We start from the raw sequence: 20,301 nt of genomic DNA, 5'->3' as shown, positions 1-20,301 counted from the left end.
AACCGCTGAAAGCATCTAAGCGGGAAGCCTGCTTCGAGATGAGGACTCCCACCTCCTTTGAGGGGGTAAGGCTCCCGGGAGACGACCGGGTTGATAGGCCGGAGATGGAAGCTCCGTGAGGGGTGGAGTTGACCGGTACTAATAGGCCGAGGGCTTGACCGTAGATGTTCGCGTCCACTGTGTGGGTTCTGAGACCACGACCCGCCGGCCGGCGGTTGTTGTTTCATTGTGTTTCGGTGGTCACAGCGTAAGGGAAACGCCCGGTTACATTCCGAACCCGGAAGCTAAGCCTTTCAGCGCCGATGGTACTGCATGGGGGACCGTGTGGGAGAGTAGGACACCGCCGAACAATTTGTGAGGCCTCGGTCTTCGAGTTTATGACTCGGAGACCGAGGCTTTTTCGCGTTCACGCTTTCTCCTGCCTGAGTCGGCTGATCTCGGCGAGTGCTTTCTCCGTGTGCGGACGTGCCTGCGCGCGTAGCTCGTCGCTCCAGGTCTCCTCGGAGTAGCGGCGGTTGAGGTAAAGGTTCCTGGCGTGTTCCAGAACGGGCCGGTGTTCCGCTGGAAGCCGGGTGAGGGCCCAGTCGGCGGCGGTGTTCTTCGGCGTGATCTCGCCTGTGGCGAGAGTGGTCCAGATACGGGCGAGGGTCAGTACGACGTTGCGGGTGTCGTCCTCCAGCTCGTCGAGCAGATCGGGAATGCCCGCGGTGCTCGCTCGCGTCAGGTCCCTGTGCGGTACGGGGTCGATGACCCGCGCGGGCCGCGGACCGGTGAGGGGGGGTCTCCGGCCAGCACCGTGGTGAGCAGCAGGGCCAGGTGCGGAGATCTCGAGCAGTCCCTCGAGAAGTGCGTGCCGTTCCCGTTCGCCCATGGTCTGCCGGGACAGTACGAGGAGATCGATGTCGCCGGCCGGCCGGAGGCCTGCGAGCACGGAGGAGCCGTGGAGGTAGACACCGACGGCAGTGGGGCCGAGTACGCCGTCGACCAGTTCCACGGCCTCTTGGAGCTGACTCATTCCCGTGGCGTCCTCACTCGGGCGGGCGGGCGGGCGGTCAGGGCAGGGGGCGCGCCGGCGGCTCGGCTTCGCCGAGCCGCGGCCACCAGGCGTGTGCCTGGGCCTCCGAGCGAAGCAGAGCCAGGGTCGGCATGCCCGTCGGCTCGCCGTTCGCCAGGAGATCGGGCAGCTGGGGGATCGGGGCGACCGCCGCGAGGTTGTGGAGGATCAGGGAGAGTGGTGGGTCGAGCCGGCCGGCGGATGACCCTGCGGCCATGCGGCGGCCGTGCTCGACCACGCTCGCGGTGAGGGCCGTGAGGAGCGGCATCGTGCCGGGGGCGCGGCGCGGATCCTCGACGGCTTCGCCCACGACATAGAGCGTTCCCCATTCGGCCGCAAAGGATTCCAGGGCGGCCGAATCCGTGCGCGGAGCCGTACACGCGTTGCGGACGTGGAGTTGGGACAGGCAGGACAGAGCGCTTCGGACGGTGCGGACGGCGGCGTCCCGGCGCTCGGGGTGGGCGATCAGGGTCGCCTCCAGCTCGCCCGCCGCGCCGGACGCCGCCTTGGGGTGCGTGCGCAGGATCCGGACGGCCTCCGAGGAGGAGCCCGCCGAGGCGTTGGCCCAGCGGTGGACCTGGCGGAACGGCTCGCCCGCCACGGCGGCCGCGTGGAGCCAGCAGCCCAGGAGGGTCTCGGCGGCATCGTGGGCGGCCGCGTCCGCCCGTGCGGGGCTGCGTACGGGGGTGAGCAGGGCCGCGGCCCGTGCGGCGGCGGTACGGCGGTCGTCGCAGCCGTGGTGGGGCGACCAGCGCAGCCGTACGGGGGCGTCGGTGAGCTGTCCCGGATCGTAGACGTGGACGGGGCCGAGCTTGGCGCGGGCTCCCGCGGTCTCCGCCCACAGGGCGGGGTCCGCGGTCACGACGAGGGCGGCTCCGGGGGCGGCGCGCAGGGCGTCGGCGGCCCGGACGGTGTGGAGAGTACCGTACTCGACGCCCACGGGAGGGCCGGAGAACGCCTCGGGGACGGGATGGGCCCGTACGGCCGCCGGGGCCGGTACGGGCTCCTGCGGGGGAGCGGGGGTCGCTCCCCGGGAAGGAGGGCCGACTGCGTGAGTTCCGGGCTCTGCGGGGGCGGGGAGGGGCGGCGCGACCGTCTCGTGGGGCGCGGGCGGGGTGCCCTTGTGCTGAGCCGCCCGCCGGGCGGCCCGCCTGGCCGCGCGCAGGGCGCGCCGGCGGGCCACGGCGCCGGCGGCGAAGAACCCCAGGACCGTCAGGACCATCGCCTGACTGATGAGGATCCCCCAGAACAGGCCCGGCCCCGGCAGGGTTCCGGCCTGTGCGGCGGGCCAGGCGGCGGCCAGGTCGCCCGGTTCGGAGACGAGCGCTCGCATGGCCGCCGGGGTGCGGACGAAGGTGACGCCCCGCGGCCATGCTCCGTGGGCGAGGAGACCGGCGAGCCCGGCGGCCGTCCAGCACAGGACGGTGACGCCCAGCAGGAAGCCCATGAGGCCGAGCAGCAGGCCGTCCGGGACGCCCCTCTCCGGTGGGGCGCCCGTACCGCTGCCCTGCGTCCCCGGTGCTCTGCCGTGGCCCCGGGCCACCGTCAGGCCACCGTCTCGTCGGCGCGTGCGAGCCGCTCCATCGCGGCGGCCCGGGATTCGGTCTCGGCGTCGAGTTCGTCGGCCAGGGTGTCCTGCAGGGGGGAGTGGGGCGAGGAGTCGGCCGGGGAGTCCGGCGCGGAGGATTCGGTCATGGCGCGGTCGGTGAAGACCAGCGGGCGCTCGGCCTCGGTGATCAGGTGTTTGACGACCTGGACGTTGCCGTTGACGTCCCAGACGGCGATGCCGGGGGTGAGGGTGGGGATGATCTCCACGGCCCAGCGCGGCAGGCCCAGCACCTTTCCGGTGGCCCGCGCCTCGTCGGCCTTCTGGGCGTAGACGGTGCGGGTGGACGCCATCTTGAGGATGGCGGCCGCCTCCCGGGCCGCCGCTCCGTCGACGACGTCCGACAGGTGGTGGACGACCGCGACGAACGACAGACCCAGGCGCCGGCCGAACTTCAGCAGGCGCTGGAAGAGCTGGGCGACGAACGGGCTGTTGATGATGTGCCACGCCTCCTCGACCAGGAAGATGCGCTTCTTGCGGTCGGGGCGGATCCAGGTGTGCTCCAGCCAGACGCCGACGATCGCCATCAGGATCGGCATGGCGATGGAGTTGCGGTCGATGTGGGAGAGGTCGAAGACGGTCAGGGGCGCGTCGAGGTCGATGCCCACCGTCGTCGGGCCGTCGAACATGCCGCGCAGGTCGCCGTCGACCAGACGGTCCAGGACGAGGGCCACGTCCAGGCCCCAGGCGCGCACGTCCTCCAGGGCGACGTTCATCGCCTCGGCGGACTCCGGCTCCGGGTGGCGCAGTTGCTCGACTATGTCGGTGAGGACGGGCTGGCGTCCGGTGACGGTGTCGTTGACGTAGGAGTGCGCGACCTTCAGCGCGAAGCCCGCTCGCTCGTCGAGGCCGTGGCCCATGGCGACCTCGATGATGGTGCGCAGCAGGGCGAGCTGGCCGGTGGTGGTGATGGACGGGTCCAGCGGGTTGAGACGGATGCCCTGGTCGAGGGCGGCCGTCGGGTCCAGGCGGATGGGGGTGACGCCCATCTGCTCGGCGATCAGGTTCCACTCGCCGACGCCGTCCTCGCCCTGGGCGTCCAGGACGACGACCTGGCGGTCGCGGAAGCGCAGCTGGCGCAGGATGTACGTCTTCTCCAGCGCCGACTTGCCGTTGCCGGACTCGCCGAGCACCAGCCAGTGGGGGGCCGGGAGCTGCTGGCCGTAGAGCTGGAAGGGGTCGTAGATGTAGCCCTTGCCGCTGTAGACCTCGCGGCCGATGATCACTCCGGAGTCGCCCAGTCCGGGCGCGGCGGTGGGCAGGTAGACGGCCTGGGCCTGGCCCGTGGAGGTGCGCACGGGCAGGCGGGTGGTCTCGGTCTTGCCGAAGACGAAGCTGGTGAAGGCGTCGGTGACGGCGGTCAGCGGATCGAACGCGGCCATGGTGTTGCGCCTCCTCAGCGGCGGATGCCGGTCGCGAACGGCAGGGTGTTCACGAACGCACGGTGATGCTCGCGGTCGCACCACTCCAGCTTCAAGTAGCTCTTTCCGGCCGATGCCCGGATCGTGCGCTTGTCGCGCGCCAGGGCGTCGGGGTTGCGGGAGGAGACGGTGATGTAGCCGACGAGGTTGACGCCCGCGGCGCCGGAGGCCAGGTCCTCGCCGCGCTGGTCGACGCGGCTGTGGGCGGCCACGTCGCGGGGGTCGACGGTGCGGTTCATCTTGGCGGCGCGGCTGGCCTCGGCGGCGTCGTTGGTCTTCTCCGTCAGCATGCGCTCGATGGCGACCTCGGTCGGCTCCAGGTCCATGCAGACGGCGACGGTGCGGATCACGTCGGGGGTGTGGACCAGCAGCGGGGCGAGGAAGTTGACGCCCACGGGGGTCATCGGCCACTCCTTGACCCAGGCGGTGGCGTGGCACCAGGGGGCGCGGGTGGCGGACTCGCGGGTCTTGGCCTGGAGGTGGGTGGGCTCGGCGGCGTCCAGCTCGGCGGGCCAGGCGTTGCGGCGGCTCATGGCCTGGATGTGGTCGATGGGGTGGTCCGGGTCGTACATGGAGTGGATCAGGGACGCCATGCGGGACTGGCCCAGCGGCTGCCGCACCCGGATGTCGGCCTCGGCGAGGCGGGCGCAGATGTCGGTCAGTTCGCGGGCCATGACGACGGCCAGGCCCTCGTCGCGGGTGAGGCGGCGGCCGGTGGAGGCGCGGGTGGCCTTGGCGATCGCGGCGGCCTCGGCGGCCAGGTCGCGGGTGTAGTGCATACAGGCCACCAGATAGGCGCGGTGCTGCTCGCTGGAGGTGGAGACCATCGACAGCAGCTGCTCGTAGGAGTCGCGCAGCCAGGGTGCGGCCCGCTCGTCGCCGCGCTGTGCGACGTCCTTGGCGTGGGCGTCGGGGTCGGCGGGGAGGGTGCGGGCGAGCATCTGGAGGCGGGTGACGAAGCCGTCGCCGTTGGCCACGTGCTTGAGGAGGGTGCCGAAGCGGTCGACGAGGGCCTCCTGGTCCTCGCTGTCGCGCAGGCCCACACCCGGTCCCTCGATCTCGATGGCGGCGGTGACGGTGCGGCGGTCGGCGTGGAGCAGTACGGCGATCTCGTCGGGCCCGAAGGGCGCGGACAGCCAGTTGACCCGGCCGACGCCGGGGGGAGCCGGGATGTCCACCTCGGTGCCGTCCAGCCGGGTGCCGGCCTCGGCGGCGGTGGAGCGGTAGGTGGTGCCGCGGCGCAGCAGACGCCGGTAACTGCGCTTGATCTCGAACCACTTGTAGTACGTCCGGCCGTTGTAGGGGACGTACACCGCGGCCAGGGCGAGCAGCGGGAAGCCGACCAGCAGGGCGATGCGCAGCGACAGGACGGGGACGAGGAGCCCGCTCATCATGCCGAGGAAGGCTCCCGCGACGATCAGTGCGATCTCGCCCGTCTCCCGGTTCCTGCCGACGACGGCGTTGGGACGGGCGCGCCCGATCATGTACGTGCGGCGCGGAGCGACGGTGTGGGACGGGGTCGTCATCCGCGATCACCTCCGGTGCGGTTGCTGGTGGTGCCGCCGCCGCTGCCCGTGCGGGGCGGGGGCGGCGCGGTGGGCCGGGGGGCCCGGTCGCCGCGCGAGGCGTGGGCGGCAACACCGCCGGAGACCGGGTTGGCGGGCCGGGGGGCGGCGCCGGACTGCCCGCCGCCGCTGCCGCCCTCGGCGCCGCCGCGGGCGCTGTGGGTGGTGATGCCCTGACGGAGCATCGCGGCGGGGGAGGAGACGACGGCGGCGGCCGTACGGGAGGCGGGGTCGGCACTGGCGTTGCGCTGGCGGACGATCTCGTCGCCGAAGCCGGGGACGAAGCGGTAGATCATGGCGCTGGCGAAGATGGCGAGCAGGATGATCGCCAGACCGGAGACGATCGCGGAGAAGGCGTTCGGGCCCTCGTCGGAGGCGAGCGCCCCGGCGAGGCCGAGGACGATGACGATGACCGGCTTGACGAGGATCACCGCGATCATGATGCCCGCCCAGCGGCGTACGTGGCCCCACAGGTTCTTGTCGACGAGTCCGGCGTAGACGACCGTGCCCAGCAGGGCGCCGACGTACAGCAGGGCGGCGCGGATGACGAGTTCGAGCCAGAGGACGCCGGCGGCGAGGACGGAGACGAGGGAGACGACGATCAGCATGATCGGGCCGCCGCCGATGTCGTCGCCCTTCTTCAGGGCCTCGGAGAAGGAGCCGAAGAACTTGTCCGTGTCGGATCCGGTGCCCGCGGCGATCACGTCGGTGACGGCGTCGGTCGCGGTGACCAGGGTGTAGAGGATCAGGGGGGTGAAGGCGGAGGCGAGGACCGTCAGCCACAGGAAGCCGATGGCCTCGGTGAGGGCCTCGGTGAGGGGGATGCCGCGGACGGCGCGCTTGGCGACGGCCAGCAGCCACAGCACCAGGGTGAGGATCGTCGAGGCGGCGAAGACGACGGCGTACTGGCGCAGGAAGGCGGGGTTGGTGAAGTCGACGGTGGCGGTGGAGGAGACGGCCTCGGAGAGCTTGTCGACGATCCAGGCGGCTGCCTCGGCGCAGCCCTGGGCGAGGGAGGAGAGGGGGTCGAGGGTGGACAGGGGGTCGGAGTCGGCGCCGCCGGATCCGTCGGTGGCGCTCTCGCCCTGTTCGCAGACGTCCTGGGCGGAGCCGGGGACGTTCTCGCACACGCTGCGGTCCGGCTCCTCGTCGGCCGGCGGGGACGTCGGCTCGTCGGCCGCCGCACGGGCGGCCTGCCAGAGCCCGGCGGCCTGCAGGCCCGCCAGGAGTGCGGCGAGCGACAGGGCGCGGCGCGGGGCGCGGCGTCCGGCTCGGTCAACGGGCATAGGTGAACCCTCCGTACTCCTCGACGGCCCTGCTGATGTCCTCGGCTGTGGAGGCCCGGATGTCGCCCGGTACGGGGGCGGGGCCGTCCTTCTGGGAGTCCTCGGCGATCCTCCAGTCGGATCCGGCCCACCTCAGCCGGAAGGTCCAGGTCTTCCAGGTGGTGGTCACGGGGATGGTGGACTCCTCGCCGGCCATGCCGATCAGGCCCGTGTACCAGACCTCGACGGTGGCGCCGTCGTCCGTGTACTCGGTCACCCTGGTGCCTACGGGCACGGTGCGTGAGACGAAGGTCATGCCCTCGGGGGCCTCACCCTCGGGTGTGAGCCCCAGGCGCTCGAAGAGGGCCTTCGAATAGGCCCTGTCCTGCCGGTCCTTGATGTTCGCGGCGGCTTCGGGGGTGTAGAGGGTGTCGACGAGCATGTGCCGGTGCTCGGTCTCGAACATGCCCGTACCGCCCAGCGCCACCGCGTAGTTGGCTGCGGCGCTCTGTGCGCCCTGTTCGGTGCGGGGAAAGCCCGAGGGCACGCCGCTCGACCGCCCGGTGACGGGGCGTTCGCCGGTGGGGGCGGTGGGCCGGGCGTCCTCACGGGCCCGCGGGCCGCCGCTGTCCGGCGGGGTGTCGCCGCCGCCTCTGTTGGCGAAGGCGATGGCCGCGATCAGCAGGACGACGACGCCCACCACCGTGACCATGCTGCGGCCCACCCGGACGGGCTGCCGCCGGGGCTCGTCGTATGCGTCGACGACGTCGTCCTCGTACCCGCCATCGCCGCCGATGCTCATCGTGCGTGTGCCCTCTCGGTCGCCCGGGCGCCGCCCGGTTGTCGTCGTGCCCTGTCCTTGACGTTAACTCCGCCGGGGCGGTTGTGGGACCGGTGTGTGCAGGATCGCTTCCGCACCGTGAGCAGTGGATCACCGGACCCGGCCCGGTGGCGCCGCCCCGCGCCCTCCGGTCGCGTTCCGGTGGGGGAGGAGGGGAGCCGGCCGGGGCGGGCGCGGATCCTGGGCAGGTGCATCGCTGCGGTGCTCTTTTTCCTGGTGGGGGGAGCGGGTCGGCGGCCGTGCCCCCTCCGGGGCGGCCGGGCCGGCACCGGCGGTGTCCGCCGTCGGCCGCCGGAACGCGACCGGAGGGGGAGGTGCCCGGCCCCGCGGGGGGTGACGGTTCTCACGGGGCGTCAGCCGCCCGCCGTCCGGGGCGTTTACCGCCGACCGGTGGTGCACGGGGCGGTCCGGTCCGCTCGCCGGGCACGCGGACGCCGGGAACCGGGAACCGGGCACCGGTGGGCGGTGGCCGGAGGGGGAGGCGGGGCGGTGCGCGGCTACACGGCCATGCCGTAGACGATCGTGAAGAGCGTGCCGAGGGAACCGATGATGAAGACCCCGGTCAGGCCCGCCACGATCAGGCCCTTGCCCTGCTCCGCGCTGAAGGTGTCGCGCAGCGCCGTGGCGCCGATGCGCTGTTTGGCCGCGCCCCAGATGGCGATGCCGAGGCAGAGGAGGATGGCGACGGCCATGACGACCTCGATCATCACGCGGGCCTCGTTGCCCAGTGATCCGAACGGGCCCCAGTCGGGGGCGATTCCGCCGATGATGGTGGTGATGTCGCCCTTTTCGGCTGCCAGAAACATGCTGTGTTCACCGCCCCGGTGAGGGTTGTCGAAAGTTGCGCTTCACCTGGATTCTGACACGGTTGCGGCCGAATCGGCAGTGAACTCCTTTCGGATGGGGGAGGGTTGAGGGGTGCGGAAGGCGTGGGTGGCGATCGGGATCGGTTTCGGGCTCGTCATGTGCTTGCTGGCGTTGCTCGTGGTGGGCACGTACAGCGCCGCGTCGAACCTGTTCGGCGGGCGGGGCGGCGCGGTCGCGCTGGCCAAGAACGCCGTGCCGGCGGCGTACCGGCCGCTGGTGCAGAAGTGGGGCAACTACTGCCCGGCGCTCAACCCGGCGCTGCTGGCCGCCCAGCTCTTCCAGGAGAGCGGCTGGAACCCGAAGGCGCGCAGCCCCGCCGCGGCGCAGGGGATAGCCCAGTTCATCCCGGGCACCTGGGCGGTCCACGGTGTCGACGGCGACGGTGACGGCGACCGCGACGTGTGGGACCCGGCCGACGCGATCCCGTCGGCGGCGAAGTACGACTGCACGCTGGCGAAGAACGTCCGGGGGGTGCCCGGCGATCCGACGGACAATATGCTGGCCGCCTACAACGCGGGCCCGTACGCGGTGACGAAGTACGGCGGGGTGCCGCCGTACCGCGAGACCCAGAACTACGTGAAGGTCATCCGGAAGCTGGAGAAGAGCTTCGCGGCGCCCGCCGGGCGTCTGTCGCCGACGAAGCAGGCCGCCGGGGCGATCGACTTCGCGCAGAAGAAGCTGGGGACGCCGTATCTGTGGGGCGGGGACGGCACGCCGGAGGACGGCGGGCGGTTCGACTGCTCGGGTCTGACGAAGGCGGCGTACGCGAGCGTGGGCATCGAGCTGCCGCGGGTCGCCAACGACCAGTGGAACGCCGGCCCGCACCCGAGGCGCGACGAGTTGCTCCCGGGTGATCTGGTCTTCTTCGCGCACGACTTGACCGATTCGCGCTCGATCCACCACGTGGGGATCTACGTGGGCGGTGGCTATATGATCGACGCGCCGTACACGGGCGCGGTGATCCGCTTCGACCCGATCGACTCCCCCGACTACTTCGGGGCGACGAGGCCCACGGTGTCGTGAGCTCCGGGGCGGACGCCGCCCCGGTGACGCGGTGTGCGGCCGCGGTACCCGGACCCCGGGCCTCGGGCCTCAGGTGCGGGTCACCCTCCGATAACGTCCGGGTGATCGTTCGGTGGAGGTCGGAACGTACGGCCGGGACAGGGCGTTTCCTTGTCCGGAACGAGCATTCCGCTACCACGGGGGTCGGCAGCGAAGAGTGAAGGGCAGCATTGCGATGGCCGAATGGGACAACCCCGACGTCGAGCTGCTCCACGACATCAACGGATTGGCCAGACAGGCCCCCGACTGGGCCGACCACCTCATGGAGTACGTCGGCGAGTACGGCACGATCGTGGCGCTGGCGGTGCTGGGCCTGTGGGCCTGGTGGACGGCGCGGCGCCGCCCGGACGCGGTCGCGGCGGTGGCCGGACTGGTCTGGGCGCCGCTGGCGGCCGGGGTGGCGTTGCTGGTCAACGTGCCGATCCGGGAGTTCGTGGAGCGGCCCAGACCCTTTCTGACCCATGACGGGCTGGAGGTGCTGGTGGACGGGAAGAGGGACTTCTCGTTCGTCAGCGATCACGCGACGCTGGCGATGGCGCTGGCCGTGGGGATCTTCATGGTCAACCGGCGGCTGGGTCTGGTCGGCATCCTGGTGGCGGTGTTCGCCGGGGTCTGCCGCATCTACATGGGGGTGCACTACCCCACCGACGTGATCGGCGGCCTGGCGCTGGGCACGGCCGTGGCACTGCTGCTGGCGCCGGTGGCGCTGGCGCTGCTGACGCCGCTGATGCGCGCGATGGCCGCCTCGCCGCGGATCGGCCGGCTGGTGAGCGTCCCGCCGGAGTCGGTGGCGCGGGCCGGGGAGCCGGACGCGGAGCGGCAGCCGCAGGACCGGGATCTGGTCGCCTGAGGGCCTCCGGGAGACGGGCGCTCGGGGGGTCGGGCGCCGGGTGCCGGGTGCCGGGTGCCGGGTGCCGGAAGAAGGTTCACGGCCGCCGGGGAACATGCCCCGGCGGCCGTTCGCCGTTCTTGGCGCCGTTTCCCCGACGGGGTCTCACATCTTCCGGCGGACCTCACGCCTCCTGATGGGCCGCGGCGTCCGCACGGGCACGCCCGCGGGCCCGCCGGGCCGGACCGCGCCACCCGCAACTGCAGGCGGCGCTGCAGAACGGCCCCTTCTCCACGGTCGAGATCAGATGCTCCTGCGGTGGCGCCGGCCGCTGGGGCGGCACCCCCTGGCTGTCCTCCTGCTGCACACGGTCACGGTACCGGCCGTGACGGGGGCGCGGGGGCGTCGTTAGTCGGAACGGGTTCCGATACGCGTACTTGGGGGTCGTCAGACGATGGTGGTGCAGCGGGGGAGCAAGGGCGGGACCGCGGCGGTCGGCGCGGTCTGCGCCGGGGCGGTGCTGGTGGTCCTCGCCACCGCGGGCTGCTCCGGGCGGGGGGCCGCCGCTGCCGACGTGAGCGCCGCCGAGGCGCTGGCCGCCGTCCGGGAGGCGGCCGGGGCGCTGGCCGGATCGGGCACCTCCCGGACGCGTACGGCGGTGGAGATGACCAACGGCGGGACCCGGGTCACCATCCGGGGCACGGGCGTCTTCGACTACGGGAGGCGGACGGGGCGGCTGAGGGTGGTGCTGCCGGGCGAGGCCACCGGCGAGAGCGGGCGCCGCCGGGTCGTGGAACTGGTCACGCCGGGCGCGCTGTACATGAGGAACCGGGGCGCGGGCGTGCCCGACGGCAAGTGGGTGCGGGTGGACACGGCGACCCTCCCCGACGGGAATCTGGTCACGGGGGGCGCCACCGACCCGATCAGCGCCGCCGAACTGCTGCGCGGTGTGCGGTCGGCGTCGTTCCGCGGCGAGGAGCGGCTGCACGGGGAGACGGTGCGGCACTACCGGGGCACCGTGGACCTCGCGGCGGCGGCGAGGGAGGCGGAGCCGCGCTCGCGCGGGCAGCTGGCCGCGGCGGCGAAGGGGCTCTCGAACCGGACGGTGGCCTTCGACGCGTATGCGGACGAGCGCGGGCGGCTGCGGAAGGTCCGGTACCGCTTCTCCTTCCCGCGGGCGGCGGGCGCCCCGGGCGGGGAGGGCGAGGCCACGGTGGTCTCCACCACGTCGCTGTACGGCTTCGGCGTGCCGGTGGAGGTCGAGCTGCCGGAGCCGGAGGACATCTACACCGGGAGGATCGCCGCGCCGTAGGGAGCGCGGGAGTGCGCCGGAGCGTGGCCGGGAGCGGCGGCGCGAAATGGTCCGGACGTGCCATGCGCGGGGGACGCGCTTCTTCCTACTCTGGAGTTCGGTTGCGTCGGAGGGGAGGCGGAGGGGGTGGTGCGGGTGTCCGGGGAGAACAGCGGTCCACTGGCCGAGGACCACGTGGCCCTCGACGAGATCGAGCTCTACGGGGAGCTGATGATCGCGGCGTCGGCCGCGGCCGAGGAGCGGCTCAGTCCCGCCCGCATCGACGAGGTGCTGCGGGTCGGGCGCGACCACGAGCGGAAGGGCCGCGGTCGGCCGCGGCCCTGACCGCGGTCCGGCGGCCGCCCACCGCCCACCGGCCGCCGGCGTCCCGGGCCCGGGCGGAGCGGGACGGGTGGAACGGGGCGGGCGTCAGGTGCGCAGCAGCCGGGCGATGGCGGCCGTGGCCTCCTCCACCTTGGCGTCGACCTCCTCGCCGCCCTCGGTGGCCGCCTGGGCCACACAGTGGCGCAGGTGCTCCTCCAGCAGCCGGAGGGCGAAGGACTGCAGGGCCTTGGTGGACGCCGAGACCTGGGTGAGTATGTCGATGCAGTAGACGTCCTCCTCGACCATGCGCTGCAGGCCGCGGATCTGGCCCTCGATGCGCCGCAGCCGTTTGAGGTGGGCGTCCTTCTCCTTGGCGTAGCCGTGCGGACCGTGGGCGGTCTCTGGACGGGCGTCGGTGGTCGTCATACGGTCCTCCCGTGGTCGCCGTGAGGATCAATACCCCCACTGGGTATATGGTACCGAATGTTCCGTTCTGCGGTGATGGGGGCGTGGATCCCCGGGTACGGAGCGTGTGGTCCGATGGGTGACACTGAAGGACGCCGGTTCGATGTGGCCGGATGATGCGCCTAGCATCATGAGACCGACAACGATGCACCTCGAGGAATCCCAGTGCGCTTTCGTCTGACCCCCAGGGAGACGAGCTTCTACGACATGTTCGCGGCCTCCGCGGACAACATCGTCACGGGCTCGAAGCTCCTGATGGAACTGCTCGGGGCGGAGACCTCGGCCCGGGCCGAGATCTCGGAGCGCATGCGTGCCGCCGAGCACGCCGGTGACGACGCCACCCACGCGATCTTCCACCAGCTGAACTCCTCGTTCATCACGCCGTTCGACCGTGAGGACATCTACCGGCTCGCATCGTCGCTCGACGACATCATGGACTTCATGGAGGAGGCCGTCGACCTCGTCGTCCTCTACCAGGTCGAGGAACTGCCCAAGGGGGTCGAGCAGCAGATCGAGGTCCTGGCCCGGGCGGCCGAGCTGACCGCCGAGGCGATGCCGAACCTGCGGACGATGGCCAACCTCACCGAGTACTGGATCGAGGTCAACCGGCTGGAGAACCAGGCCGACCAGATCCACCGCAAGCTGCTGGCCCATCTGTTCAACGGCAAGTACGACGCGATCGAGGTGCTCAAGCTCAAGCAGATCGTGGATGTCCTGGAGGAGGCGGCCGACGCCTTCGAGCACGTGGCGAACACGGTGGAGACCATCGCCGTCAAGGAGTCCTGAACCACGTGGACACCTTCGCGCTCGTACTGACCGTCGGGGTCGCGCTCTTCTTCACCTACACCAACGGCTTCCACGACTCGGCGAACGCCATCGCCACCTCCGTCTCCACCCGCGCGCTCACCCCCCGGGCCGCGCTGCTGATGGCGGCGGTGATGAACCTGGCGGGCGCCTTCCTGGGAAGCGGCGTCGCCAAGACCGTCAGCGAGGGGCTGATCGAGACCCCGCACGGCCGGAGCGGGATGGCGATCCTGTTCGCGGCGCTGGTCGGCGCGATCACCTGGAACATGATCACCTGGTACTTCGGTCTGCCGTCCTCCTCCTCGCACGCGCTGTTCGGCGGCATGGTGGGCGCGGCGCTGGCGGGCGGCATCGCGGTGTACTGGTCCGGGGTGTTCTCGAAGATCGTCATCCCGATGTTCGTCTCGCCGCTGGTCGGCCTGCTGCTCGGCTACCTGGTGATGGTGGCCATCATGTGGCTGTTCCGCAGGGCCAACCCGCAGCGGGCCAAGCGCGGCTTCCGCATGGCCCAGACGGTCTCGGCCGCGGGCATGGCGCTCGGCCACGGCCTGCAGGACGCGCAGAAGACGATGGGCATCGTGGTGATGGCCCTGGTGATCGCGGACGTCCAGGACCACGGGCAGATCCCGGTCTGGGTCAAGATCGCCTGTGCGCTGATGCTGTCGCTGGGCACGTACGCCGGAGGCTGGCGGATCATGCGGACGCTGGGGCGCCGGATCATCGAACTGGACCCGCCGCAGGGGTTCGCCGCCGAGACGACGGCGGCGTCGGTGATGTACACCGCCTCGTTCATGTTCCACGCCCCGATCTCCACCACTCATGTGATCACCTCCGCGATCATGGGTGTGGGAGCCACCAAGCGGGTCAGCGCGGTGCGCTGGGGGGTGGCGAAGAACATCGTGCTCGGCTGGTTCATCACGATGCCGGCCGCCGCGCTGGTGGCCGCGGTGAGTTATTGGGCGGTGCGGATGGTCGCGGGCTGAGCCCGTGTTCCGGCGGTGAGGCCGGCGGCGAACCCGAACGTGGGACGCCCGCCCCCCGGGAGCCGGGGGGCGGGCGTTTCGTCTTGCGGTGGCACCGCCATGCAGCACCGCAGACGGCCGGGACGGGCCGGGGCCGGCCGGATCAGCCGAAGCGGCCCGAGATGTAGTCCTCGGTGGCCTGGACCGAGGGGTTGGAGAAGATGCGCTCGGTGTCGTCGATCTCGATCAGCTTGCCGGGCTGGCCGACCGCCGCCAGGTTGAAGAAGGCGGTGCGGTCCGACACCCGCGCGGCCTGCTGCATGTTGTGGGTCACGATGACGATCGTGAAGCGCTCCTTCAGCTCGGAGATCAGGTCCTCGATGGCGAGGGTGGAGATCGGGTCGAGCGCGGAGCACGGCTCGTCCATCAGCAGCACCTGCGGCTCGACCGCGATGGCGCGGGCGATGCACAGCCGCTGCTGCTGGCCGCCGGAGAGGCCGGAGCCGGGCTTGTTCAGGCGGTCCTTGACCTCGTTCCAGAGGTTGGCGCCCTTGAGGGACTTCTCGACGACGTCGTCGAGCTGCGACTTCCTGTAGGAGCCGTTGAGCCGCAGGCCCGCCGCCACGTTGTCGTAGATCGACATGGTGGGGAACGGGTTGGGGCGCTGGAAGACCATGCCGATGGTGCGGCGGACGGAGACCGGGTCGACACCGCCGGCGTACAGGTCCTCGTCGTCGAGCGTCACCTTGCCCTCGACGCGTCCGCCGGGGGTGACCTCGTGCATGCGGTTGAGGGTGCGCAGGAAGGTGGACTTGCCGCAGCCGGACGGGCCGATGAAGGCGGTCACGGAGCGGGGCTCGACGGACATCGAGATGTCCTCGATCGCCTTGTGGGACCCGTAGTACGCGGTGAGGCCGCTGACGTCGATGCGCTTGGCCATGGGAATCACTTCTCTTCTGCTCGTGCGGCCGGTCAGCGGCCGGTCTTCGGGGCCTTCCAGCGGGCTATGCCGCGGGCCACCAGGTTCAGGATCATCACGAAGGCGATCAGCACGAGGGCCGCCGCCCAGGCGCGGTCGTAGGAGGCCTCGTTGCCGTTGGCCCACTGCTCGTAGACGTAGTACGGCAGGGAGGACTGGGCGCCCTCGAAGGGATTGTTGTTGATCGACTGGGCGCCGAACACCAGCAGCAGGATCGGCGCGGTCTCACCGGCGATACGGGCGACGGCGAGCATGACGCCCGTGGTGATGCCGCCGATCGCGGTGGGCAGTACGACCTTGAGGATGGTGCGCCACTTGGGCACGCCCAGCGCCAGGGACGCCTCGCGCAGCTCGTTCGGGACGAGCTTGAGCATCTCCTCGGTGGAGCGCACGACGATCGGCATCATCAGGATCGCCAGCGCCATGGCGCCGGCGAAGCCGGAGTAGCCGAAGTCCAGGATGATGATCCAGAAGGACAGGACGAACAGGCCGGCCACGATCGAGGGGATGCCGGTCATGACGTCGACGAAGAAGGTGACGGCCGTGGCGAGCTTGCCGCGCCCGTACTCGACCAGGTAGATCGCGGTCAGCAGACCGATCGGCGCCGCGATCAGGGTGGCGATGCCGACCTGCTCGATGGTGCCGATGATCGCGTGGTAGATGCCGCCGCCGGGCTGGAGGGTGATCACACCGCTCATGGAGTGGGTGAGGAAGTACCCGTCCAGGACCTTGGTGCCGCGTGCGACCGTCTCCCAGATCAGGGAGGCCAGCGGGAGGACGGCGACCAGGAAGCTGACCCAGATCAGACTGGTGGCCAGCCTGTCCTTGGCCTGGCGGTGGCCCTCGACGGCCGTGGTGAGGGCGTAGGTGGCCGCGACGTAGACGATCGCGGCGATCAGGCCCCACTGGATGCGGCTGGCCAGGTCGAACACCAGGCCGGCCCCGGCGCCGACGCCCGCGGAGAGCAGGGCGAGGCCGGCGGGGGCCCAGCGCGGCAGGCGGGGCTGCTTGAGGGCGCCGCCGGAGGGCGGAACGGTGACCGGGGGCTTCTCCATGACTGCGTTGCTCATCAGGCGTTCGCCCCCGAGTACTCCTTGCGGCGGGCGATGATCAGCCGGGCCGCGCCGTTCACCAGAAGGGTGATGACGAACAGGACGAGGCCGGACGCGATCAGGGCGTCACGGCCGATGTCGCCGGCCTCCTTGAAGCCCGCGGCGATGTTCTGGGCGAAGGTGCCGCCGCCGGGGTTGAGGAGACTGACGTTGATCAGGAAGTTGGGGGACAGGACGGTGGCGACCGCCATCGTCTCGCCCAGCGCGCGGCCCAGACCGAGCATCGAGGCACTGATCACGCCGGAGCGGCCGAAGGGCAGGACGGCCATCCTGACGACCTCCCACCGGGTGGCGCCGAGCGCGAGCGCGGCCTCCTCCTGCATCTTCGGGGACTGCTTGAAGACCTCGCGGCTGACGTTGGTGACGATCGGCAGGATCATGATCGCCAGCAGGATGCCGACGGTGAACAGCGAGCGCGGGGCGCCGCCGCCGTAGGAGAGGACGCCCGTCCAGCCGAAGAACTGGTCGAACCACTCGTACAGGCCGGTCAGGTGCGGCACCAGGAACAGGGCGCCCCACAGGCCGTAGATGATGCTGGGGACGGCGGCGAGCAGGTCCACCACGTACGCCAGCGGGGTGGCGATCCGGCGCGGCGCGTAGTGCGAGATGAACAGGGCGATGCCGACGGCCACGGGGACCGCCAGGAGCATCGCGATGACCGAGCTGACGACCGTGCCGTAGGCCAGGACCGCGATACCGAAGACCGGCGGGTCGGCGTTGGCGCTCCACTCGAAGGTGGTGAGGAAGTTGCCCTCGTTCTCGGCGAGGGCGACCAGGGTGCGCCAGGTGAGGAAGACCGCGATGGCGGCCATGACCACCAGCAGCGCGATCCCGGAGCCCCGGGAGAGACCGAGGAAGATCCGGTCGCCCGGACGGGTGGCGGAGTCCTTGCCGGAGGGACCTTTCGGTGGTGGATTCTGCGGAGCTGCGGAGGCGGTGGGTGCTATGTCCATGGTTTCTCCGGTCTGGTTAGGGGTGTCATCCCCTGGCGGCGGTGCACCGGATGGGTTGGTCGCGTGCGGAGCGGTCACGTGTGCGGACGCGGCCGTGCGGCCGGCCCCGCTGGGGTGCGGGGCCGGCCGCCTGCTGCGTCAGGAGAGGGAGGAGATGGTCTCGCGGACCTTGGTGATGATCTCGTCGGGGATCGGGGCGTAGCCGGCGTCGGCCAGCGCGCTCTGGCCGTCCTCGCTGGCCGCGTAGGTCAGGAAGGACTTGGTCAGGTCCAGGGACTCCTTGTCGTTGCCCTTGTCGCAGACGATCTCATAGGTCACCAGGACGATCGGGTAGGCGCCCTCGGCCTTGGTGGCGTAGTCCAGCTCCATGGCAAGGTCGTTGCCCTCACCGACGACCTTGCCGGCGGCGATGGCCGCGGAGGCGTTGTCGACGGTGGCCTCGACGGGCTCGGCGGCACCGGTGTCGAGCTTCACGGTCGGGATGCTGTTGCCGGTGGCGTAGGACAGCTCGAAGTAGCCGATCGCGCCGTCGTTGTTCTTGACGTTGGTGGCCACACCGGAGGAGCCGTCGGCCGACTGGCCGCCCTTGCCGGCCCAGGCCTTGGCGGGCTCGTACTTCCAGGCGTCGGGCGCGGCGGCGTGCAGGTACTCGGTGAAGTTGTCGGTGGTGCCGGACTCGTCGGAGCGGTGGAAGGCCTGGATCTTGGTGGACGGCAGCTCGGCGTCCGGGTTCAGCTTCTTGATCGCCTCGTCGTCCCACTTGGTGATCTTCGAGTCGAAGATCTTGGCGATGGTCTCGGCGTCCAGGACCAGGTCGTCCACGCCGGCCAGGTTGTAGCCGACGGCCACCGGGCCGCCGACCATCGGCAGGTTGATGCCCTGGCCGCCCTCGCAGACCTCCTTGGACTGCTCGATCTCCTCCTCCTTCAGGGCCGAGTCGGAGCCGGCGAAGCCGGTCTTGCCCTGGAGGAACTCCTGGATGCCCGCGCCGGAGCCGGTGGGCTTGTAGTTGATCGCGGAGCCCTCGCAGGCCGCCTGGTAGTTCTTGACCCAGATGTCCATCGCGTTCTTCTGGGCGCTGGAGCCGGACGCGAGGAGGTTGCCCTCGCCGTCGCACTTGATGTTGCTGGCGGCCTTGGTGCCGCCGCCCTCGTTGCCGCCCCCGGTGTTGTCGTCCGAGCCGCAGGCGCTCAGGACCAGTGCGCTGGAAACCACGGCGGCGCCGACGGCGAGCGTGCGGAGCCGGTTGGTGGGCTGAAGCTTCACTTCGTTCAGTTCCTTCCTGGGGCCCGCCGGTGGGGACGGCAAGCGGTGAGGTGTGTCCGGGTCTCGTGTTCAGCATGTGGGGCGGTCCGCGTCCGCCGGCGACCGGGCGCGCTCCCCATGAGGCCGAAATTAGGCAGGACAGGTGAAGTGCCCGACGGCCGAGAGTGAACGAGAGGTGAACCTCGGCGGACGGTGCAGTTGACGCGGCCGCCGGTGTGCCAGCTGCGGGGCCGGGCCGCGCCCTCTGTTGCGGAAGAGGCCGACGTGGCACCATCCCCGGCTGTGAACCGTTACGCGCGGGTAGGGACCGTGTGACGTGCGTGGAAGGGAGACGCGTGGAGCGGCAGGGGGGCGGCGCCGGTACGGCACGCCGTGGAAGGCCGTCGGCGGGCGCCGTGTCCGTGGGGGCGGCCGTCTGCGCACTGGTGTGCGCGCAGTTCGCGCTGCTGGTGGCGCCGGCGGGAACGGCCCGCGCGGAACCGGGCGGCCCGGGCGCGAAGGGGCCCGGCGGCGTCCAGGCCTCGCCCGCGGCTCCTGAGCCGGGGAAGGCGGAGAGGCCCGGCGGGGCGGGAGGGCCGGACGAGGACGCCGGCGAGGGTTCCACCGCGCGTCTGGAGAAGCTCCGCAAGAAGATCGAGAAGCTCCACGACGGCGTGGAATCGGCCACCGAGGAGTACAACGCCGCCGATGAGCGGGCCGCGAAGCAGCGGCGCGAGATCGTGCGGCTGGCCCGGGCGATCGTGCGGACCCGGGGGCAGCTGGACGATCTGAGGGACAGGGCCGGGGCGATGGCCCGCGCGCAGTACCGCGGCGGCGGTCTGCCGCCCTCCGCACGGCTGGTCCTCGGCGACGACCCGGAGGACTTCCTGCGCGACCTCGGACTGCTCCACAAGGGTGACCAGGCGGCCAAGGGGCTGATCGCGAAGCTGCGGACGGCCAACGAGGACCTCGACGAGTACGCGGACGAGGCCACTGGCCGGTGGGCGAAGCTGGAGGCCGACCGCAAGCGCAAGGCCGGGGCCAAGAAGGACATCGAGGCCGAGCTGGCGAAGGCCGAGAAGCTGGAGTCGCGGCTGGAGGCCGACGAGCTGGAGCGGCTGCGGGCGCTGGAGGACGAGACGGCCTGGGCCCGGCAGGCGCGCTGGCTGGAATCCGGTGTGCTGGAGGAGATCGACCGGCGGGCGTCGGCGCGCGGCAGGAAGGCCCTCGGGTACGCCATGGCCCAGATCGGCAAGGACTACGAGTGGGGCGCCGAGGGCCCGGGCACCTTCGACTGCTCGGGGCTGACACTGCGTGCCTGGGAGGCGGCGGGCCTGCGGATCCCGCGCACCTCGCAGGAGCAGTGGAGACTGCTGCCGAGGGTGGAGATCACCGACATGCGTCCGGGCGACCTGATCGTCTACAAGCGTGACGCCAGTCATGTCGGCATGTACGTCGGCGACGGGGTGATGGTCCACGCGCCGCGGACCGGCCGGCAGATCACCACCGCGGGCGCGGGGTCGCTGCCGATCCTCGGTGTGGTGCGGCCCGACGCGTAGACTGCCTTGGTTGGTCACCCGTCGGCCATTTGGCATATGCCACAAGGCATTCCGTGCAGGGCCCCGGTGCCGCTATGGTCGCCCGGGGCGTCTCCAC

General features: G+C 71.3%; 19 protein-coding genes and 2 rRNA genes. 9 read left to right on the top strand and 12 right to left on the bottom strand.

Annotated elements, in window-relative coordinates:
* A 23S ribosomal RNA gene (locus BM237_RS02760) occupies window positions 1-162 on the top strand; the annotation flags it as partial.
* Window positions 163-232: 70 nt separating this feature from the next.
* A 5S ribosomal RNA gene (rrf, locus tag BM237_RS02755) occupies window positions 233-349 on the top strand.
* Window positions 350-406: 57 nt separating this feature from the next.
* On the opposite strand, the gene BM237_RS02750 is transcribed toward rrf, so the two are convergent.
* The 7 genes from BM237_RS02750 to BM237_RS02720 form a co-directional block, all read right to left on the bottom strand.
* Complete coding sequence (locus BM237_RS02750) at window positions 407-1,015, bottom strand: aminoglycoside adenylyltransferase domain-containing protein (protein ID WP_093847284.1); 609 nt, start codon at window positions 1,013-1,015, stop codon at window positions 407-409.
* 37 nt (window positions 1,016-1,052) lie between these two features.
* Complete coding sequence (locus tag BM237_RS02745; protein ID WP_425443633.1) at window positions 1,053-2,501, bottom strand: type VI secretion protein; 1,449 nt, start codon at window positions 2,499-2,501, stop codon at window positions 1,053-1,055.
* 98 nt (window positions 2,502-2,599) lie between these two features.
* Window positions 2,600-4,042: an ATP-binding protein gene (locus tag BM237_RS02740; RefSeq protein WP_093847280.1), complete on the bottom strand. Its 1,443-nt coding sequence runs from the start codon at window positions 4,040-4,042 to the stop codon at window positions 2,600-2,602.
* A gap of 14 nt (window positions 4,043-4,056) precedes the next feature.
* Window positions 4,057-5,607 (bottom strand): SCO6880 family protein, encoded by a 1,551-nt coding sequence (locus BM237_RS02735; RefSeq protein WP_093847278.1) that lies wholly within the window; start codon window positions 5,605-5,607, stop codon window positions 4,057-4,059.
* On the bottom strand, window positions 5,604-6,932 hold the full coding sequence (locus BM237_RS02730; RefSeq protein ID WP_093847276.1) for a hypothetical protein: 1,329 nt from the start codon (window positions 6,930-6,932) through the stop codon (window positions 5,604-5,606). Before BM237_RS02730 ends, BM237_RS02735 begins: the two co-directional genes overlap by 4 nt.
* Window positions 6,922-7,713, bottom strand: coding sequence for a DUF8175 domain-containg protein (locus tag BM237_RS02725; protein WP_093847274.1), 792 nt, complete (start codon window positions 7,711-7,713; stop codon window positions 6,922-6,924). The genes BM237_RS02730 and BM237_RS02725 overlap by 11 nt, the downstream gene beginning before the upstream one ends.
* A 536-nt stretch (window positions 7,714-8,249) precedes the next feature.
* Window positions 8,250-8,558, bottom strand: coding sequence for a DUF8827 family protein (locus BM237_RS02720; RefSeq protein ID WP_093658653.1), 309 nt, complete (start codon window positions 8,556-8,558; stop codon window positions 8,250-8,252).
* A gap of 157 nt (window positions 8,559-8,715) precedes the next feature.
* Here BM237_RS02720 and BM237_RS02715 point away from each other — a divergent pair, with 157 nt between their 5' ends.
* The 4 genes from BM237_RS02715 (at window position 8,716) to BM237_RS02695 (ending at window position 12,146) form a co-directional block, all read left to right on the top strand.
* The gene (locus tag BM237_RS02715; RefSeq protein ID WP_245793376.1) at window positions 8,716-9,642 is read left to right on the top strand and encodes a C40 family peptidase; all 927 of its coding nucleotides are present in this window, start codon (window positions 8,716-8,718) and stop codon (window positions 9,640-9,642) included.
* Window positions 9,643-9,856: 214 nt separating this feature from the next.
* The gene (locus BM237_RS02710) at window positions 9,857-10,531 is read left to right on the top strand and encodes a phosphatase PAP2 family protein (protein WP_093847270.1); all 675 of its coding nucleotides are present in this window, start codon (window positions 9,857-9,859) and stop codon (window positions 10,529-10,531) included.
* 433 nt (window positions 10,532-10,964) lie between these two features.
* Entirely contained in the window at window positions 10,965-11,822 is an 858-nt protein-coding gene (locus BM237_RS02700; protein WP_093847266.1) for an SCO4651 family lipoprotein, read from the top strand.
* 129 nt (window positions 11,823-11,951) lie between these two features.
* A complete protein-coding gene (locus BM237_RS02695) occupies window positions 11,952-12,146 on the top strand; it encodes a hypothetical protein (protein ID WP_425443632.1) in 195 nt (64 codons plus the stop codon).
* An 84-nt stretch (window positions 12,147-12,230) separates the two neighbouring features.
* Here BM237_RS02695 and BM237_RS02690 read toward each other — a convergent pair whose 3' ends face one another.
* On the bottom strand, window positions 12,231-12,551 hold the full coding sequence (locus tag BM237_RS02690) for a metal-sensitive transcriptional regulator (protein ID WP_093847264.1): 321 nt from the start codon (window positions 12,549-12,551) through the stop codon (window positions 12,231-12,233).
* A 204-nt stretch (window positions 12,552-12,755) separates the two neighbouring features.
* Between BM237_RS02690 and BM237_RS02685 the strand changes: the two genes are divergently transcribed.
* Both BM237_RS02685 and BM237_RS02680 read left to right on the top strand, forming a co-directional pair.
* The gene (locus BM237_RS02685) at window positions 12,756-13,376 is read left to right on the top strand and encodes a DUF47 domain-containing protein (protein ID WP_093847262.1); all 621 of its coding nucleotides are present in this window, start codon (window positions 12,756-12,758) and stop codon (window positions 13,374-13,376) included.
* Window positions 13,377-13,381: 5 nt separating this feature from the next.
* On the top strand, window positions 13,382-14,377 hold the full coding sequence (locus BM237_RS02680) for an inorganic phosphate transporter (protein WP_093847260.1): 996 nt from the start codon (window positions 13,382-13,384) through the stop codon (window positions 14,375-14,377).
* A gap of 142 nt (window positions 14,378-14,519) precedes the next feature.
* On the opposite strand, the gene pstB is transcribed toward BM237_RS02680, so the two are convergent.
* From pstB to pstS, 4 genes are all read right to left on the bottom strand, one after another.
* Complete coding sequence (gene pstB / locus BM237_RS02675) at window positions 14,520-15,296, bottom strand: phosphate ABC transporter ATP-binding protein PstB (RefSeq protein WP_093847258.1); 777 nt, start codon at window positions 15,294-15,296, stop codon at window positions 14,520-14,522.
* 32 nt (window positions 15,297-15,328) lie between these two features.
* Window positions 15,329-16,405, bottom strand: coding sequence for a phosphate ABC transporter permease PstA (gene pstA / locus BM237_RS02670; RefSeq protein ID WP_093847257.1), 1,077 nt, complete (start codon window positions 16,403-16,405; stop codon window positions 15,329-15,331).
* Entirely contained in the window at window positions 16,405-17,400 is a 996-nt protein-coding gene (pstC, locus tag BM237_RS02665; RefSeq protein ID WP_093847255.1) for a phosphate ABC transporter permease subunit PstC, read from the bottom strand. The genes pstA and pstC overlap by 1 nt, the downstream gene beginning before the upstream one ends.
* A 138-nt stretch (window positions 17,401-17,538) precedes the next feature.
* Entirely contained in the window at window positions 17,539-18,666 is a 1,128-nt protein-coding gene (gene pstS / locus BM237_RS02660; protein WP_093847253.1) for a phosphate ABC transporter substrate-binding protein PstS, read from the bottom strand.
* A gap of 395 nt (window positions 18,667-19,061) precedes the next feature.
* Here pstS and BM237_RS02655 point away from each other — a divergent pair, with 395 nt between their 5' ends.
* On the top strand, window positions 19,062-20,204 hold the full coding sequence (locus BM237_RS02655; RefSeq protein WP_093847251.1) for a C40 family peptidase: 1,143 nt from the start codon (window positions 19,062-19,064) through the stop codon (window positions 20,202-20,204).
* Window positions 20,205-20,301: the final 97 nt, after the last annotated feature.

The organism is Streptomyces mangrovi (assembly GCF_900114215.1).
GTDB classification, from domain to species: domain Bacteria; phylum Actinomycetota; class Actinomycetes; order Streptomycetales; family Streptomycetaceae; genus Streptomyces; species Streptomyces barkulensis.
This window is presented reverse-complemented; position numbering and strand designations above follow the sequence as displayed.

Bases quoted from the DNA above. Each gene is read 5' to 3' on its own strand.
- BM237_RS02750 (WP_093847284.1), bottom strand. From the start codon at position 1,015: ATGAGTCAGCTCCAAGAGGCCGTGGAACTGGTCGACGGCGTACTCGGC.
- BM237_RS02745 (WP_425443633.1), bottom strand. From the start codon at position 2,501: ATGGGCTTCCTGCTGGGCGTCACCGTCCTGTGCTGGACGGCCGCCGGG.
- BM237_RS02740 (WP_093847280.1), bottom strand. From the start codon at position 4,042: ATGGCCGCGTTCGATCCGCTGACCGCCGTCACCGACGCCTTCACCAGC.
- BM237_RS02735 (WP_093847278.1), bottom strand. From the start codon at position 5,607: ATGACGACCCCGTCCCACACCGTCGCTCCGCGCCGCACGTACATGATC.
- BM237_RS02730 (WP_093847276.1), bottom strand. From the start codon at position 6,932: ATGCCCGTTGACCGAGCCGGACGCCGCGCCCCGCGCCGCGCCCTGTCG.
- BM237_RS02725 (WP_093847274.1), bottom strand. From the start codon at position 7,713: ATGAGCATCGGCGGCGATGGCGGGTACGAGGACGACGTCGTCGACGCA.
- BM237_RS02720 (WP_093658653.1), bottom strand. From the start codon at position 8,558: ATGTTTCTGGCAGCCGAAAAGGGCGACATCACCACCATCATCGGCGGA.
- BM237_RS02715 (WP_245793376.1), top strand. From the start codon at position 8,716: ATGTGCTTGCTGGCGTTGCTCGTGGTGGGCACGTACAGCGCCGCGTCG.
- BM237_RS02710 (WP_093847270.1), top strand. From the start codon at position 9,857: ATGGCCGAATGGGACAACCCCGACGTCGAGCTGCTCCACGACATCAAC.
- BM237_RS02700 (WP_093847266.1), top strand. From the start codon at position 10,965: ATGGTGGTGCAGCGGGGGAGCAAGGGCGGGACCGCGGCGGTCGGCGCG.
- BM237_RS02690 (WP_093847264.1), bottom strand. From the start codon at position 12,551: ATGACGACCACCGACGCCCGTCCAGAGACCGCCCACGGTCCGCACGGC.
- pstB (WP_093847258.1), bottom strand. From the start codon at position 15,296: ATGGCCAAGCGCATCGACGTCAGCGGCCTCACCGCGTACTACGGGTCC.
- pstA (WP_093847257.1), bottom strand. From the start codon at position 16,405: ATGAGCAACGCAGTCATGGAGAAGCCCCCGGTCACCGTTCCGCCCTCC.
- pstC (WP_093847255.1), bottom strand. From the start codon at position 17,400: ATGGACATAGCACCCACCGCCTCCGCAGCTCCGCAGAATCCACCACCG.